The organism is Nonomuraea sp. NPDC049028, from assembly GCF_043197735.1.
Classification (GTDB): Bacteria; Actinomycetota; Actinomycetes; order Streptosporangiales; family Streptosporangiaceae; genus Nonomuraea.
The window spans coordinates 506,387-523,958 of sequence record NZ_JBICTR010000004.1; the positions used below are offsets into that span (position 1 = coordinate 506,387).

General features: G+C 69.9%; 12 protein-coding genes. 10 read left to right on the forward strand and 2 right to left on the reverse strand.

Annotated features, from left to right (window positions below; translation table 11 throughout):
• The first annotated feature begins 101 nt into the window (after positions 1-101).
• The 3 genes from ACGFJ2_RS17885 to ACGFJ2_RS17895 all read left to right on the forward strand — a co-directional run bounded on the left by ACGFJ2_RS17885 (position 102) and on the right by ACGFJ2_RS17895 (position 7,902).
• Positions 102-485: a YbaB/EbfC family nucleoid-associated protein gene (locus tag ACGFJ2_RS17885; protein ID WP_393469407.1), complete on the forward strand. Its 384-nt coding sequence runs from the start codon at positions 102-104 to the stop codon at positions 483-485.
• Positions 472-825 carry a hypothetical protein gene (locus ACGFJ2_RS17890; RefSeq protein WP_393469410.1) on the forward strand — a complete coding sequence of 118 codons (354 nt, stop codon included), beginning with the start codon at positions 472-474 and terminating at the stop codon, positions 823-825. The genes ACGFJ2_RS17885 and ACGFJ2_RS17890 overlap by 14 nt, the downstream gene beginning before the upstream one ends.
• A 99-nt stretch (positions 826-924) precedes the next feature.
• A complete protein-coding gene (locus tag ACGFJ2_RS17895) occupies positions 925-7,902 on the forward strand; it encodes a hypothetical protein (protein WP_393469413.1) in 6,978 nt (2,325 codons plus the stop codon).
• 29 nt (positions 7,903-7,931) lie between these two features.
• On the opposite strand, the gene ACGFJ2_RS17900 is transcribed toward ACGFJ2_RS17895, so the two are convergent.
• The gene (locus ACGFJ2_RS17900) at positions 7,932-8,729 is read right to left on the reverse strand and encodes a hypothetical protein (RefSeq protein ID WP_393469416.1); all 798 of its coding nucleotides are present in this window, start codon (positions 8,727-8,729) and stop codon (positions 7,932-7,934) included.
• A gap of 139 nt (positions 8,730-8,868) precedes the next feature.
• On the opposite strand from ACGFJ2_RS17900, the gene ACGFJ2_RS17905 reads away from it, so the two are divergent.
• From ACGFJ2_RS17905 to ACGFJ2_RS17930, 6 genes are all read left to right on the forward strand, one after another.
• Positions 8,869-10,356: a mannitol dehydrogenase family protein gene (locus tag ACGFJ2_RS17905; protein ID WP_393469419.1), complete on the forward strand. Its 1,488-nt coding sequence runs from the start codon at positions 8,869-8,871 to the stop codon at positions 10,354-10,356.
• Between the two features lie 252 nt (positions 10,357-10,608).
• Entirely contained in the window at positions 10,609-11,958 is a 1,350-nt protein-coding gene (locus ACGFJ2_RS17910; protein ID WP_393469422.1) for an extracellular solute-binding protein, read from the forward strand.
• Positions 11,959-12,894, forward strand: a complete 936-nt coding sequence (locus ACGFJ2_RS17915; protein ID WP_393469425.1) for a carbohydrate ABC transporter permease — start codon at positions 11,959-11,961, stop codon at positions 12,892-12,894.
• Positions 12,891-13,835, forward strand: coding sequence for a carbohydrate ABC transporter permease (locus tag ACGFJ2_RS17920; RefSeq protein WP_357952248.1), 945 nt, complete (start codon positions 12,891-12,893; stop codon positions 13,833-13,835). The genes ACGFJ2_RS17915 and ACGFJ2_RS17920 overlap by 4 nt, the downstream gene beginning before the upstream one ends.
• A gap of 8 nt (positions 13,836-13,843) precedes the next feature.
• Entirely contained in the window at positions 13,844-14,857 is a 1,014-nt protein-coding gene (locus ACGFJ2_RS17925) for an NAD(P)-dependent alcohol dehydrogenase (protein WP_393469428.1), read from the forward strand.
• A 15-nt stretch (positions 14,858-14,872) separates the two neighbouring features.
• A complete protein-coding gene (locus tag ACGFJ2_RS17930; RefSeq protein WP_393469431.1) occupies positions 14,873-15,982 on the forward strand; it encodes an ABC transporter ATP-binding protein in 1,110 nt (369 codons plus the stop codon).
• A 29-nt stretch (positions 15,983-16,011) separates the two neighbouring features.
• On the opposite strand, the gene panD is transcribed toward ACGFJ2_RS17930, so the two are convergent.
• Entirely contained in the window at positions 16,012-16,428 is a 417-nt protein-coding gene (gene panD / locus ACGFJ2_RS17935) for an aspartate 1-decarboxylase (protein ID WP_357952245.1), read from the reverse strand.
• Between the two features lie 130 nt (positions 16,429-16,558).
• Here panD and ACGFJ2_RS17940 point away from each other — a divergent pair, with 130 nt between their 5' ends.
• Positions 16,559-17,569 (forward strand): ABC transporter substrate-binding protein, encoded by a 1,011-nt coding sequence (locus tag ACGFJ2_RS17940; protein ID WP_393469434.1) that lies wholly within the window; start codon positions 16,559-16,561, stop codon positions 17,567-17,569.
• The last annotated feature ends 3 nt before the right edge of the window (positions 17,570-17,572 follow it).

The window sequence follows — 17,572 nt, forward strand, 5'->3', positions numbered from 1 at the left end:
ATGACGCCTATATGATCCGTTACTCCTAGAGCGGGTGTTACCTCTCTGTAATAAGGAGATAACGGCACGTGCGATCGACTGGAGAAGCGGACACGTCTGGTATGCAGGCTTACGCCGATGAACTACGCCAGACGTTTATTCGGTTACAGGACGACGGGCTTCGCCTTTTCGCGGAGGCGAAAGCCGTACAAGTGACGGAGAAATCCCAGGACGGCCTGGTCGCGGTAACGGTCGACGCGCGCGGTGAACTGGTCCGGCTGGATCTTGACCCCCGGATTTACCGCCGCCCCGATGCGCGTACTTTGGCCGATGTCATCACCGACACCACCCACCACGCGGCGGAGAAGATGCGGCAGCGCGTGGTGGAGATCTTCGAGCCGGTGATCCCCGCCGAGCAGATGCGGGCGCATCTGGACGGCGACGTGGAGACCGTGCTCGCGCAACTCGCCGACCAAATGGCGGGGAGGGAGAATGCCGGCTCCTAGCCCCCGGACCCTGTACCTGGGCCCGTCCATCGAGAGCGGCATCGCCCAATGGAACACCATGGCCCTCGACCTGGAGCAGGCGTGGCCGGAGGTGTCCGCGGAGCTGAGGGCGCTCAACGCGGCCGCTCCCTGGGGGAACGGCGCGGAAGGCCGGATGTTCGCGCAGGCCTATCTCAAGGACGACGGCCCCAGCAGGCTGGTCGAATCCGGGACCGCGCTGGTCGGCGAGATCGTGGACGTCGGGCCGCTGCTGCGCGAGACCATCGCCAATTCCCGTTCCACGGACGCCGCGATCGCGGAGGATCTCGCCTCCGGTGGTCGGATCAGAAGGGAAGTGTGACGGTCCAGCGTGGCGGGTCGCGGTGACGTCAATTCACAGACGCCGGATGGGCTGCCATCGGACAGGTTCGGGGAGATCTCGGCCAGCGATGTGCGTCCGGTGTGGGAGACGGAGAAACTGCCGGACTGGGTGGTGTACTGGCTGATCCCGATGCTCATGTCGGGGCAGGCGTGGCCCGAGGCCAGCGAGAGCGGTCTGTGGCGGCTGCGTGAAGCGCACCGGCGGGCCGTGGACACCTATGTGGCGACGTTCGAGCCGACCGGCACGGCGGTTCGGACCATCGCCGCGGGGTGGGAGTCTCCCGCCAAACCCGTCACGTTCACCCGCGTGGAGCGGATGTACGACGAGCAGACCGGCGCGCTGGCCAAGATGGCCGCCCACCATCAGTACGCCCAGCAGGCGGACGCCTTCGCGCTGGAGACCCAGTACTCGAAGATCTCGATCAACGTGGCCTTCTGGGTGGCCGTCATCGCGATCGCCGTCGCGTTGCTCGTCTCGTTCTTCTCGGCCGGCGCGACGGCGCCACTGGTAGGCCCTGCGGCGGCGAGCCTGCGGCTGGCCATCAGGAACATCCTCACCCGTCTGGGAATCGCGGCGGCCCGCCCGGCCGGGGTCACCGCGGCGGGCAGGCTGACCACCCTCGCGGGCGGCACACTGGGCCGCCGGTTCATGTCGGCCGCGCTGACGCACGAACTGATCGAGGAGATCGGTGAAGAGGTCTTCATCGACGCCTTCACCCAGTACAAGCAGATCCAGATGGGCACCCGGCTGAGCTGGGACTGGGACAAGACCATGGCCGCGGCGGTGGGCGCCGGTGTGGGCGCCGTCGCCGGCACCAAGCTCGGCGCTCCGGTGTCCCGGCTCACCAGCGCCATCCCGGGGATCAGCCACCTGAACCGCACGGCGGGCGACCTGCCGGGGTGGGGCAACGCCTTCCGGCGATTCCCCGGCCGGGCGTTGAACACGGGCCTGAACAACGTGGTGGCCTCGCCTGCGGGCAGTTTCGTGGCCAACGGGCTGGTGTACGGGCAGTGGGAGCCGCCGACCGCCGACTCCCTGGTCGGTGGGTTCATGGGTGGGGCGGGCCGGACGAACACGATCAGCCCGTTCAACCCCAGCGTGGCCGGGGCGGTGCTGCACCCGATGAGCGCCCTGAACTCCGCCTTCGACACCGCGGCGGCCACCGACCTGGCGCGGCCCACCGACCTGACGCAGGCCACCGATCTGGCGCAGGCCGACACAGACGCCCGGCCCGACACGGGCCCCGATACGGGCGCCCGGCCCGGCACGGACGCGCGGCCCGACACGGATGCGCGGCCCGGCCACGGTCAACGGCCCACTGATGGTCCGCAGACTCCGCCGAACGGGACGGGGTCCTACGGTCCCACGGCACAGACCGACTCGGCGACAGCGCCCGATTCGGCGTCACAGGCCGACTCGGCGGCCCAGCCGGATCCGCAAGCCGCCGACCCGCGCCGACCAGGCCCGCAGGCGACGGGCGGCCAGGAACCCTCAGCCAGCGGTCAAGGCGTCGCGGACGCGCCCGGCCATCCCTCCAGCGAGACCACGACGACGGCGCTCGCCACCGAGGGAGATCACCGGCCCACGAGCATCGACGACCTCATCAACCGGAACTCCGCACCCCGTACAGACGACCTCACCGACCGGACAGACGACCTCGTCAACCGGGACACCGCACCCCGTACAGCCGTGGACCACGCGACCCGGACCCCGACCCTCAACATGGACCCACCCTCCAGGTCCGGCCAGACGCTCGCCAACGTCCACGACCCACGGAACGTTCCGCTGGCCGCCCAGTGGGAGCCCCTGCGCGGATCGGCCGCCCCTGAGCCGATCACCGTCCCCCACACCGAGGGCGCGGCCCGGGTGGAGGCCCGCAGGCTGCTCGTCCCGTGGCGGGGCGGCTTGCACCCCGTCACGGAGTTCACCGTCCGGGTCCAGTATCGCGCCGACCCCCGGCTCACCCCCGAGGAGATCGCCGACGCGCACGCCCGCCTGCTCGAAGGGATCGACCTCTACTACAACCACCAGCACCAACTGACCGACGGATCGCTCCTCCACGTACGGATGGAGTTCGTGGCCGCGCCCGACGAGGCCCCCGACGGCACGGTCGTCCTGCTGCACTCCGGGACCGGCACCCGCGCCGCCGACTTCGCCGACCGCGAGAGCTGGCACGGCGCGGGCGAGGTGATCAGCACCCCGCTGGACCAGCTGCGGTCCTACCGCGACCGGTCCCCGATCCACTACCTGAGCTGGTATGCGGGGATGGAGCCGGTCGTGTTCGCGCACGAGACGCTGCATCTGCTCGGCATGCTCGACGAATACGTCTACCCGCAAGCCGAGGACCGGCGCGACCTGGCCGCGCGCGGCGTGCACGCCGACTCCAACCTGCTGGGTCAGGCCCAGCTGTTCTGGTCGGCCGGCCGGCCCGTGCTCGACCGGGACGGCCGTACGGTGGCCGAAACGGCGGGGCTCCGCGACCGGCACCTGGAGCATCTCTTCGCGCTTCTGCCGGAGAGCGACCTGCGGCCCAAGGTGCCGCTGACCCGGCCCGCCTCCGCCGCCCCGGCCGAGGAGTGGGCGCGGCCGGAGTTCGAGCCGGCCGGTCGTCTGCCGGGGAACGTCCTGAGGCTGGTCGAGGAGTTCCCGTCCGACGGGCGCCCGCTCGTGGAGCACCTCCGGCTGCTCGAACGCATGGACGGCCTGTTCGCCGACGGGCGCCCGCTGACGAACGAGCACCTGGCGTACACGGACGCGCTGGTCCGGATGACGCAGGAGATCTACGGCACCGGGCCGGAGTACTCCTTCGCCATCGCCGAGCTCGCCGCCATGAAGCACCTGGCCGAGCTGCTGCTCGGCGACTCCGTACCGCGGATCGACCTGCTGCGCACGGCGGTCAACGCGTTGCTGGGCAGGGACGCGACCACCCCGGTGACCACCCAGCAGATCCACCTGCTGGTGCGCCTCGCGGCGACCGTGTCACCCCACCCCGGAGAGCCGGGAGCGGACACGCTGCGCCGGGCCATCCAGAGCTTCCGGCGCTCGATGCCGGGCATCATCCAGCTCCGCCGCGCGGGAATCAGCCCGCCCACGACGGATCCGACCGCGAAGGCGCAGGCAGATCCCAGCACGGATTCCGCCCCCAATCCCACCGACGGGCTCCGCTCCAGCCTCAGCCCCACCGGTGACCGGAACGCGGACAGCGATCCCCGCCAGTTCCTGAGGTTCTGGCGCGACCTGATGAACCAGGTACGCGCCGAAGCCCACCGGCGCGGGACGGCGCCCCTCGACGAGCTGCAGCAGTTCGCACTCCAGCGCGCCATCGGCCGTATCTTCGCCGCCAACCCCGACGACTGGATGCTCAAGGGCGGCCAGGCGATGCTCTCCAGGAACCCGGGCGGCCGGGCGAGCACCGACATCGACCTCGTCCGGATGTCGGGGAACCCGGACCCGGACGCGATGGCCGACGAGTACGAAGCCGCGCTCGCCCGCGATCATGGCGACCAGCTGCGGTTCGTCCGAGAGTCCAAGACCTACATCCTGCACGGCAAGGCGGTCAGGATGGCGCACACGGTCTACTGCGGCGACATGGAGATCATGCGGCTCAGCGTGGATCTCGCCCCGCCGCGTACCCGTGCGGTGTGGAAGGAACCGGAGATCATCCCCTTCCCCCAGCAGATCCTCGCGACGGGGCACCCCGACGAGAGCCCGCGCCTGCGGGTGATCTCCTATCACGACACGCTGGCGCACAAGGTGTCGGGCATCTACACCCACGGCATCAGGACGCTGGAGACGCGCTGCCACGACTGCATCGCCCGTGGCAAGGGGTTGTTCAGCTGCAAGGCGGGCGACCTGCCATACCGGTGTCAGGACCTGGTCGACATCCTGATGATCATTCTGAACTCCTCGTGGGACGGCCCGGCCACGCACGCGATGCTGCACGCGGAGTTCGCCTGGCGGCTGGAGCAGGGCGAGAACCTGAAGGTGCCGTCGGCCTTCGAGGTTCCCAGCCCGGACTGGTTCCGGAAGTTCGATCAGTACGCCAGGACGACCCCCGGCCTGCCGTACGCCGGGCTCACCGAGGCCGTTCCGGTCGCCCAGGCGTTCCTCGATCCGCTGCTGCGGGAAGAGGCGCCGCCGCCGAGCCGCTGGGACCCCAGCCTCCGCCGCTGGGTGGAGACGGACGACGTCACGGCCCCGGACGCCTCCGGCGACGCGGTCGCGCCGGACGGCACCGCGGACGTACGGCATCTGCAGGTGCCCAGCACCGCCCCGGCGTCGGCGGTGCACGCCGACCCGGACATGATCGCGACGTGGGACCGCCTGTCCGCGGGCGACCTCGACGCCGAACTCTCCCAGCTCAAGCAGCGCACCGACCTCTCCCCTGCCGAGAAGGTCGACTTCATCCGCAGCCGGATGATGTACGACAGCGGGTACGTCGAGCTGACCCGCGTCCCCGGCCCGGACAACCAGCACTTCAAACACCTGCGCTTCTACGCCCATCAGCGCGGCGAGCTGTACAGCCACGCGGCGGCCCTGATGGCCGATCCGGACACGACGGTCGAGATCGCCTACGAGCCGGACCGCGGTTTCAAGACCTTCCAGTGGGACGCCCACCAGTCCCACCTGGCCTACCTCGGCACCCTGCCGAGCGGCATCACCTTGGACGAGGCCAACGCCGCCGTGCTGCACCAGATGGTCAAGGGGCGCAGTGTCAACGACCCGGCGGCGCTGGTCGACGCCCTCATCGAGCTGCACGCCAAGCCGCTCAGGGACGCCTTAGCCCTGCGGCAGAAGCTGATCGACGACTACGGTGTCGAACCGCACCGGGTCCGGCTGGCGTTCGCCAACACGAGCCAGAAGAGCCACTACAGCGAGTCGCAGTGGATGCGGGCCCAGCTCTTCGCCCTGCGGGCGATCCAGGCCGACCCGGTTCAGGCGCGGCAGCGCATGGTGGCCGCGATGCTCGGGCCGGACGAGGCGACGGCCGCACGGCGCAGGGCACGGGCCCAGGCGGTGATCGACCGGCTCCACCAGGCGAACGGCCAGGCCGACAGGCAGGCGAACGGCCAGTCCGAGGAGTACGCCCTGCTCTGGGTCCGTGACACCCGAGGCCAGCCGGTGGGCGGCCGGCACGGCCCGCACCTGGACACCCGGCCCGAGGTCCTGCGCCAGACGATCGAGGCGCTCCACGCGCGCCATCCTGGCCGCCGCGTCGTCCTCCTCGGCGACGACATCTTCGCCGGCCGTCCCGAGCTGGAAGAGGCCTGGCGCCAGGAAGGGGTGCTGGACGGGGTCGACACCCGGACGCTGGTGGAGTTCTGGGCGGCCGAGCGCAACGGCGGGCAGGCGTTGAGCTACGCCGAGCAGGGCCTGTTCTTCCATCGCCTGACCACCCAGAGCGACGTGGTGCAGATCGGGATGGAGAGCGGGGCGCTGGAGATCCCGGCCATGCTCGGCGTGCCCACCGTCTACTTCGAGGCCAGGGAGCACGACGGGAACAAGGGCAACCGCTGGCAGCTGTACTGGCAGGACTGGGCCTACGGCGACTCCGAGCCGGTCCTCGACGAGCGGGGCAATCCGCGCTTCGATCCGAGCGGGCGGCCCATCACGCGGTTCGTCACGACGGAGACCAGCCGGGCCCCGCTGCCGGCGATGCGGCGGCTGCTGTTCGGCCCCGACCTGCCCGACCCGGCCAACCGCCGGGGTCAGCCCGTCGCCGTCTACTACCCGGCCCGCGTCGCGGTCACGGTGGACCGGATCAACCGGCTCATCCGCGGCGGTGAGCTGGATCAGTGGCCGAACCGGCTGGGCCGCAGCGCCACGCTCGACGGTGACCGCTGGACGTACTGGAGCGAGGAGGACTGGAAGCGCAGCGCGTACTACGCCGAGCAGCTGCGCCGATGGGTGCGCGTGGACGCCAGGACGCCCGAGGAGGCAGGCCGTAAGTGGCACGGCATCCGGCTCGCTCTGCTGGGCGTGCTGGAGCCGCAGTTCACCATCGATCAGGAGTACGAGGGCGTGTCCCTGGCGCATCCGTACGCCGTGCTGCACCTCGAGCGCTCGCGCATCGACGTGGACGCCATCCGGATCTCCCGGGCGTACGGGCTGGATCCCGGCGAGCGCGCCGCCGCCGTCGCGCACGCGATCAAGTCCCTGCTCGACTCGCCCGGCTTCGCCCGCCAGGCCCTCGACGACCTACGGCTCTTCCAGCTCGACCGGTCAGAGGTCCGCGACCTGGGCGAGGCGGTCGCCCGCGTGACAGCGGCGCCGGTGCGGCCGTACGCCGACCGGCTCGACGTCCCCTTCGGCGACGGGCAGCCGACGCCCCGCCAGGTGCTCGACCGGTTCGACGCCACCAGGGCAGGGCTGCCGGAGGTGAGCGCGCGGGAGGCCGCCGCCTACATCGCGCGCAACGCCGCCGCGCGGCCGTGGCTGGCCGCCGCGGCCGGTCTGGACCCCGCCGTCCAGCGCGTGCTGGTCGCCATCGACCAAGGTCAGGGCCATCATCTCGCCCGGCACGGGGCGTTCGCCGCCGACGGCCGGCTCCACGGCCGTGTCGCCCGCCTCGAAGATCCGGCGCAGCTCGACGAGGAGCTGCGAGGGCGCGCCACTGACGCGTTCCGGCCGGGCGACCTGGAGCACCGCTGCCCGGACACGGCCACGGCCATCCACGATCCGGTCGCCTTCGCCGTCGCCTTCGTCCGCGCTCTTGAGCACCCGGTCATGCGCGGTGCTCTCGCGACCCCGTTCGACCCCGATCAGCGGCCCGGCCGGGTGTCCTTGCCGATCGACGAGCTGCTCGGCCCCGACGGCCACCTGTACTGCGCCGGATTCCGGATCGTGCCGGTCGACGGCAGCCCCGAGACCGCCGTCGCGAACCGGTTGATCTGGGTCAGGGCGCTGCGCGCCGGCGAGCGGCCGGGCGTGCCGGAGCCGCAGGCCACGCCCATGGAGAGCTTCGACGGCGGCACCGTCGAGTTCTTCTTCCAGGTCAACCGGCAGCGGGACGGGTACGAGATCTCCACGATGTTCGCGGATCCGCCGCCGCCGTGAGCTTCAGGTCCGCCCGATCGCCGTGAGCTTCAGGTCCGTCCGATGATTTCGGCGGCTATGTCCCAGCTCAGCGCCTCGTCCCCGCCCTCTGGGATCAGCCGCGCCACGGCGGGCTGCAGGTCCGCCACCCGGTCCGGGTGCGCCAGGGCGGCGTAGCCGCGCTGGTTACGGGCGGACAGCTCGGCAGGGTCGAGGTCGGGCAGGAAGTACGCCACGAACTCCCGGCCGTCCTCCGGGAACCCGTGCCGCCCGCCCAGCGGCGCCAGATCCGCGTGAATCCGGCGCAGGTCCACGAGGTCCTTCTGTACGGCGTCCATGAGGACGCGGCGCAGCTCGCCGTGCTCGGCCCAACCGGCGGCGAGATCCACGATCGTCCGGCCGGGGGTCGTCACCGGGATCCCCTCGACCACGCTCACCTCGTCCGGCTTCAGCGACGCGACATGCATCTTCGTCGCCCGGGGTCCCTCGAACTCCTCCGGCACAGTGAACGTCACCAAAGGGCTCGGCTCGGCGCCCAGCCCGTGCAGGCCGCAGGCCGACTCATGCGACAGGACGGCGTCCTCATGCAGGGACCGCGACCGCTCCCAGCGGAAACTCCCCGGCATGATCGCCAGCCAGGCGGCCATCGGATAGGCGTAGCGCGGCCCCGTGGCCGACCACGCGAGCTGGTAGACCGCCCAATCCAGCTCGACCAGCAACGCGGACTCGGCGAAATGGAGCAGCGCCGGCTTGTCGATCTCCAGCCGGCCGGCCTGCGCCTCCGTGATCAGCCCGCTCTGGCGCGCGGCGACGGCCGAAAGCGTGGCGAACTGCTCTTCCCACATCATTCCTCCACCAAAGATCCGCGTGACAAGGACAACCTAGCCGCCCAGGCCTCCGCGGCTGGCGCTCACGGGCATACACGCAGGTCAGGAGTTTGAAGCCGGTGGAGCTGGCCATGCTGAGCGTAGGGCCGAAGGGGGACTCATGGCGGTGACGACGCTCACGCAGGAGACGGTGACGAGCCTGTCGGAGCAGGTGGCGGTCCCCTCCTACGACCGGTCGCGGCTCACGACCGGCATCGTGCACTTCGGGGTCGGCGGATTCCACCGCGCGCATCAGGCGATGTACCTCGACCGGCTGATGAACGAGGGCAAGGCGTTCGACTGGGCGATCTGCGGGGTCGGGGTCCTGCCCGGCGACGCGCGGATGCGGGACGCGTTGACCGCGCAGGACGGCCTCTACACGCTCGTGCTGAAGCACCCTGACGGTACGCGCGAAGCCCGCGTCATCGGGTCGATCATCGAGTATCTCTTCGCCCCCGACGATCCGGAGGCGGTCATCGAGAGGCTGGCCGACCCGGCCGTACGCGTCGCGTCCCTCACCGTCACCGAAGGCGGCTACAACATCCACCCCGTCACCGGTGAGTTCGACCCGGAGTCCCCGGCCATCCGCGCGGATCTGGCACCCGGTGCGGTCCCGGCCACGGTGTTCGGCCTGGTCACCGAGGCGCTGCGGCGGCGGCGTGCTCGGGGCGTGACGCCGTTCACGGTCATGTCGTGCGACAACATCCAGGGAAACGGCGACGTGGCCCGCCGTACCTTCACGGCCTTCGCCCGGCTCGCCGACCCCGAGCTCGCCGCCTGGATGGAGCGCGAGGTCGCCTTCCCCAACTCCATGGTCGACCGCATCACCCCGGCCACCACCGACGAGGATCGCGAGGACGTGGCCCGGCGGTTCGGAGTCCGGGACGAGTGGCCGGTCATCTGCGAGCCGTTCACGCAGTGGGTGCTGGAGGAGCGTTTTCCCGGTGGGCGGCCGCCGTTCGAGGAGGTGGGGGTGCAGGTCGTCGCGGATGTCGAGCCGTACGAGCTGATGAAGCTGCGCCTGCTCAACGCCGGGCACCAGGCGCTGGCCTACTTCGGCTTCCTCAGCGGTCACCACTACGTCCACGAGGCGGCGACCGATCCGGCGATCGCGACGTTCCTGCTCGACTACATGGACATCGAGGCCACGCCCACACTGCGGCCGGTGCCGGGCGTCGATCTGGACGTCTACAAGCGGACCTTGATCGAGCGTTTCTCCAACTCCGAAGTACGGGACACGCTCGCCCGGCTGTGCGCCGAGTCGTCGGACCGGATCCCGAAGTGGCTGCTACCCGTCGTACGCGAGCAGCTGGCCAAGGGCGGTTCGGTGACCCGGGCGGCCGCCGTGGTGGCCAGCTGGGCGCGTTACGCCGAGGGCGTCGACGAATCGGGGGCACCCATCGCGATCGTCGACCGGCTGAAGGACCGGTTGACGGCCATCGCGCGGACGCAGCGCCAGGACCCTACGGCGTTCATCGCGAATCGGGGGCTCTTCGGTGATCTCGTCGATGACGAGCGGTTCGTCCGGCCGTATCTGCGCGCGCTGGAGTCGCTGCGCGCCAAAGGCGCCCACGCCACGGTACGGGAGCTCGCGGAGCACCGCACCTGACAATTTTACTTAACTCACGAAAGCCAAAATATCCCCTTATTTCTGCGAAAATCTCACATATGAGTTTTCAAACAATGTCGATAAGGGATAAACCTGGTCTCATCGCCCTTTTCTTATGCGGTATCGGGGGGTGAAGAGGCGGTGAACTATCCACCTCAACCGAGCAGGCGCGACATTCTTCGTGGAGCCATGGCCGCCGGCGCAGCAGTGACTCTCGGCGGCGGGCTGAGCGCTTGTGGATCTCGCGGCGATGTGGCGCGAGCCGGCACGACCGACCAGTGGCGCCAGTTCCAGGGCGCCACCCTGAACTTCATCTCGGAGAACACCGCCCCCACCGCCGCCATCGCCGCCAACACCAAGCCGTTCACCGACCTGACCGGCATCAACATCAGCATCGTTACGCTGGAGCTGACCGCCCTGGTCCAGCGGGTCGCCCTGGACCTGGCCTCGGGCCGGGCCCAATACCAGGTGATCTACGCCGACCCCTACCAGGTGCTCGCTCCGTACCAGCGAGGGCTGGTGGACCTGCGGACGCTGGAGGCGAACCCGAATCTGCCCCATCTGCCCGGCGGCATCGGCGACTTCATTCCCGTCCAGATGGACGCCGCCGGCCGGTTCGTCGAGCCCGCGCCGTACTACGCCCTGCCCTATGACGCGCCGACGATGATCTGGCAGTACCGGCAGGACCTGTTCGCCAAGTACCACGACCGCATGGCCCACGACCTCGGGTTCGACCCCACGCCGAGCGGAGAGCGGACCTGGGAGGAGTACTTCCGGATCGCCCAGTGGTTCAACAAGAACGCCACCTCGGACGTCAAGTACGGCACCGGGCACCAGGCCAGGCAGCACGACTCCCTCATGAACGACTTCAGCAACGTGCTGTGGTCCTACGGCGGCACCTACTTCGACCACGGCAGGGAAGTGGGCCGTCTGGGCTCACGGGATCCAGGACCGTGCCGGCTCGACTCCGAGGCCGCCATCGCGGGCGCGGAGTTCTACAACCGGCTGCTGTCCATCGCCGATCCCGCCTCCAAGACGTGGGACTGGGACGGCGTCGGCGCCGCCTTCCGCGCGGGCCGGCTGGCGATGTGCCCGAACTGGCATGAGTTCGCGGCCAGCAACGAGCTGGTGCTGCCCGGCAAGGTCGGCTACTCGGTGCTGCCCAAGGGCCCGGTCGCCACGGCCAACATGTACGGCGGCACGGGGATCGGGATCAGCGCGAACACGATGCCCAACGAGCGCGGCGCCGCCTGGCTGTTCCTTGTGTGGGCCACCTCCCCCGAGACCCAGCTCGCCAACCTCAAGAGCAAGGCCGGTGGCGGCACCCCGACCCGGACCTCCGTCTACGAGATGCCGGAAGTGCGCGCGGCCGAGAAGCGGCCGTCGCCGATGCCCAACATGCTCGCGGCCGCCGCGGTACGGCAGGCGTGGACGCCCGAGCGGATCGGCCTGCGGCCCAAGATCCCCATGTGGAACGAGTGCAACACCGCGATCTTCACCCAGCTGTCCACGATGCTCAGCGGGGCGGAGTCACCGGCGAACGCGATGCGTTCGATCAAATCCCGGGTGGACCGGATCGTGGCGCGAGGGTGGGTGGCCTAGATGGCGCACGCGGCGGAGACCTCAGCGGCGGTACCTGGCGCGGCCCAGCCGAAGAGCGCAGGCCGCAAGGAGCCGCGGGTCGGCTTCGAAGGCTGGATGATGGCCCCCGGCCTGCTGCTGCTGGCCGCGCTGTCGATCGTGCCGTTCATCGCCCTGATCGCGATGAGCTTCTCCCGCGTCCGGCTGCTGGGCGGGGTGAAGCTCGACCTGGTGGGCCTGAACAACTGGGCGCGCTTCTTCACCGACGCGGACATGTGGCTGTCCTGGCTGCGGACGATCATCTTCTTCGTGCTCACCGTGGGGCTGGAGATGGTCCTGGGGATCGGCATCGCCCTGTGCCTGTTCCGCGTGCTGCGCGGCCGTAACATCCTGCTCGGCCTGCTGTTGCTGCCGATGTTCGCCGCGCCGTCGATCGTCGGCCTGCTGGGGCGCTACCTCACCGACTCCACCTTCGGGCTCTACGCGTGGGTCCTGCGCGGGCTCGGGTACACCGGTGACATCCTCGGCGCCCCGGTCAGCGCCTTCGCCGCCGTCGTGCTCATGGACGTGTGGGAGTGGACCCCGCTGATCGCCCTGATCACCCTGGCCGGGCTGTCCAGCGTGCCGCAGTCGGTACGGGAGGCCGCCGCCGTCGACGGCGCCCGGGGCTGGATGACGCTGCGCTACATCCTCTTCCCGGCGATCTCCAATGTGCTGCTCGTCGCGCTGCTGATCCGCTCCATGGACGCCATCCGGTTCTTCGACATCATCTGGGTCACCACCAACGGCGGCCCCGCGGACGCGACCAAGATCGTGCCGGTCCGGCTGTACGAGACCGCGTTCCGCTTCTTCGACCTGGGCTACGCCGCCGCCATCGGCCTGGCGATGCTGGCCTTCTCGATCTTCATTGCGCGTACCTTCGTCCGGCTGCTGGACGTGAGGGGGTTGACCCGATGAGCACCTCGATGACACCGCCGGCGGCGCCCATACCTCCGGAGACCCTTCCCGGCGAGGCCACCCGGCCACCGGTCACCGCCGCCCCGCGCGGCGAGGCCCAGTCGCCGCTGGAGGAGAGCAGCCGGCGTACGCGGTGGCTGGTGACGCTGCTCATCGTGCTGGCGCTGCTCTGGACGCTGGTCCCCCTGATCTGGATGCTGATGTCGTCGTTCAAGAACGCCGAGGCCGTGACGGCGGCCACGCCGCAGTTCTTCTTCTCGCCGACCTTGGACAACTATCGCCACCTGTTCACCGGTGCCAACAACCTCGGGCCGTACATCGTGCACAGCGTGCTGGCCGCCGGGATCTCCGCGCTGCTCGCGGTCGGCCTGGGCGCGCTGGCCGGGTACGGCCTGGCGCGCACCCACATGCGCGGGAAGAAACACCTGGCCTTCTGGATCATCTCCACCCGTATGGCGCCCATCGCGGCGGTCGTGGTGCCGCTGTTCCTCATCTTCCGCGGACTCGGCCTGATCGACTCGATTCCCGGGCTGATCCTGGCCTACCTGACCTTCAACCTGCCCTTCGCCATCTGGCTGATGAGCGCGTTCTTCGCCGAGGTGCCCTCGTCGCTGGAGGAGTCGGCGCTGGTCGCGGGCTGCTCCCGCTGGCAGGCCTTCTGGATGGTCATCCTGCCGCTGACCAAGTCGGGGCTGGTCACCACGTTCATCCTGTGCCTGGTCTTCGCCTGGAACGACTACGCCTTCGCCGTGGTCTTCTCCGGGCCGAACTCCCAGACGCTGCCCATCGCCGCCTCCCAGCTGGTCACGCAGACGGGCATCGACTGGGGGCAGCTCACCGCGATCGGCACGATCGTGGTCGTGCCGATGATGCTCGCCGGGCTCGCCGTGCGCCGCTGGCTGGTCACCGGACTCACCCTCGGCGCCATCACCGGGGAGTAGGTGAGGCTATGCGCGCGGCCGTACTGCACGGCATCGGCAAGATCCTGCTGGAGGAGCGTCCCCGGCCCGAGCCCGGTCCCCGGGAGGTGCTGGTACGGGTCGCGTCGGTCGGCACATGCGGCTCGGACGTGCACTACTACGAGCACGGCCGTATCGGCGACTTCGTGGTGGAATCGCCGCTGGTCCTGGGTCACGAGCCGTCCGGCACCGTGGTCGTCAGCGGGCCGGGCGTCGGCCGTGAGCTGGTGGGGCGGCGCGTCTCGGTGGAGCCGGGCATGCCTGACTTCACCTGCCGCCAATGCCGGGCCGGCCGGTACAACCTCTGCCCGCGGATGCGGTTCTTCGGCACCCCGCCGATCGACGGCGCCTTCTGTGAGTACGTCGTCGTGCGCGAGGAGTTCGCCTACCCCGTCCCCGACAGCCTGTCCGATGACGCCGCCGCGCTGATCGAGCCGCTGTCTGTGGGCGTGTGGGCCTGCCGCAAGGCCCGGGTCCAGCCGGGCGCCCGCGTGCTGGTCACCGGCGCCGGCCCGGTGGGGCTGCTGTGCATGCAGACCGCCCTGGCCTTCGGCGCCACCGACGTCCTGGTCACCGACGTGAACCCCGTACGGCTCAGGGTGGCCCGCGACCTGGGCGCGAGCGAGACCCTCGACGTGCGCGAGAACCCGCTGTCCGACGCCGGGTTCGAGCCCGACGTGCTGCTCGAATGCTCGGGTCAGCCGGCCGCGATCGGGCCGGCCATCCGCGCTGTCGGACGGGCCGGGCGGGTCGTCCTCGTCGGCATGGGCGGGGACGAGATCCCGCTGCCGCTGGCCCACGTACAGACCCGCGAGCTGGAAGTGACGGGCACGTTCCGCTACGCCGGCACCTGGCCGGCGGCCATCGCGTTGGCCGCCGCCGGCCGGGTCCAGCTGGACGCGCTGGTGACCGGCCATTACGGCCTGGCCGAGGTCGAGCAGGCGCTCACGGCCGGCGCCCGTGACCCCGAGCTGGTCAAAGCCGTCGTCCGGCCGCAGGAGTGAGTTTTAGGGGAGATCATGTCCAGAGTTCTTTACGACGAGGCGACCAGGGTCTATCCCGGAACCGAGCGGCCCGCGGTCGACGCGCTCGACCTCGACATCCATGACGGTGAGTTCCTGGTCCTGGTCGGTCCGTCGGGGTGCGGGAAGTCAACGTCGCTGCGCATGCTCGCCGGGCTGGAACGGGTCGACGGCGGGCGCATCTCCATCGGCGACCGGGACGTCACCCACCTGGCGCCGCGTGACCGGGACATCGCCATGGTGTTCCAGAATTATGCTCTTTATCCGCACATGTCGGTGGCCGACAACATGGGCTTCGCTCTGCGGGTGATGAAGGCGCCCAAGGAGGAGATCGACCGCCGGGTCAAGGAGGCCGCGGGCCTGCTGGACCTGACCGAGTTCCTCGACCGCAAGCCCAAGGCGCTCTCCGGCGGGCAGCGGCAACGCGTGGCGATGGGCCGGGCGATCGTCCGCGAGCCGAAGGTGTTCCTCATGGACGAGCCGCTGTCCAACCTGGACGCCAAGCTCCGGGTGCAGACGCGCACCCAGATCGCCGCCCTGCAGCGCAGGCTCGGCGTGACGACCGTCTACGTGACCCACGACCAGGTCGAGGCCATGACGATGGGTGACCGGGTCGCCGTACTCAAGGACGGCGTGCTCCAGCAGGTCGACACGCCGTTGCGGCTGTATCAGCACCCGGCCAACGTCTTCGTGGCCGGCTTCATCGGCTCGCCGTCGATGAACCTCGCCGAGTACCCGGTCGAGGGCGACGAGGCGATCCTGGACGACACGCGGGTGCGGCTGAGCCGCGAGACCATCCAGGCGCTCAAGGAGGAGGGCGGCGATCGCGTCATCCTGGGCTTCCGGCCGGAGGGCGTCGAGGTGGTGGGCGAGGGCACGCCGGGCAGCTTCCCGGTCACCGTCACCGTCGTGGAGGAACTCGGCTCGGACGCCTTCCTCTACGGCCAGTACGCCGACACGACCGACCCGGTCCGCCTCGGGCAGACCGTCATCGCCCGCGTCGACCCCAACATGCCCCCGGCCAAGGGCGAACGGGTCCGGCTGCGCATCCTGCCGGGCAAGGAACGCCTCTTCTCCCCGGCCACCGGCCGGCGACTGCCCGCCTGACCGGAGGCTCGCCCGAGGTCGCCGGGCGGTCAGCCGACCGTCGAGCCGGACTTCTGGTCGGTCGCGCCCGGCACCGGGGCGGACGGGTCGGATCCGAGGTCGACGATCCGGTTGCGCCCGTCGACGTGGACGACGGACGGGACGTACGACTTGACCTCGCTCTCGTCCACCTGCCGATAGCTCATGATGATGACGAGGTCATCCGGGGACACGAGGTGGGCGGCCGCGCCGTTGATACCGATCACCCCCGAACCCGCCGGCCCTTCGATGACGTAGGTCGTCAGCCGGGAGCCATTGGTGATGTCGACGACGTGGACCTGCTCGCCCTCGACCAGGTCGGCCGCGTCCATGAGGACTCTGTCGATCGTGATCGAGCCGACGTAGTGCAGGTCGGCCTGGGTCACGGTGGCCCTGTGGATCTTTCCGCCGAGCAGGGTGCGCTGCATGTCCATGCCCTCCGAAGAGTCGGTAAAAGTTAGGTAATGCTATCCTAAGTACACCCATCGACTCCCGCCTGTGCACCCCCCGGGCCAGCGGTCACCGAGGCGCCGGAGGGCACAGAGACAAGGAACTCAGATGACTCCTCCCGGCACCATCCGTCCCTGGCGAGCCGCGGCGATCGCCGTGGCGTGCGTCCTCATGGTGAGTTCGCTGATCTCGTGTTCGAGCCCCGCGCCGGCCCCGAAGGCCACGGCGGCGGCCGATCCGGCCTTTCCTGTGTCCATCGACCACAAGTTCGGGTCCACCACGATCAAGTCGCGGCCCACCCGGGTGGTCACCGTCGGGTGGAACGACCAGGACTACGCCCTCGCCCTCGGCGTCGTGCCGGTGAGCACGCGGGAGTGGTTCGAGGAATACCTCACCTATCCCTGGGTCAAGACGGCGCTGGGTGGCAAGCCGTTGCCCACGTTCTCGGCGGAGATCAACTTCGAGGCCATCATCAAGCAGCGGCCCGACCTGATCATCGCGATCTACGAGACGATCAACAAGCAGACGTACGACAAGCTCTCGCAGATCGCCCCCACGGTGATTCAGTCCAGCGCGTATCCGGACGAGCAGACGCCGTGGGACGTCCAGACGCTCACCACGGGTAAGGCACTGGGCAAGTCCGCGCAGGCGCAGGCGCTCGTCGACAAGGTCAACGGCAAGATCGCCGCGGCGAAGCAGGCGCATCCCGAGTTCGCCGGGAAGGTTCTGGTGGTGGACTACGGGCCAGAGAACGGGCAGCACTACCTGATTCCGGGCCGCGACCCGCGGCGGGCGCTGTTCGACGCGCTCGGCTTTGCCGCCCAGAGCCAGAGCGGCGACATCAGCGAGGAGCGGCTGGACCTGCTCGACAAGGACGTGCTGTTCGTCAATGGCTCGACCAAGGCGAAGATGACCTCCTCGCCGGTCTTCGCCCGGCTGAACGTGGTCAAGACCGATCGGACCATTTATACGGACTTCTCCACTCCGCTCGGGGGCGCGTTGTCGTACAGCGGGCCGGACGCGCTGCTCTACGCGCTCGACGTGCTCGTGCCCCAGCTGGCGAACGCGGCCGACATGAAGCCGTCGACCGCGATCACCGACCTGTCCAACGTCACCTGACCG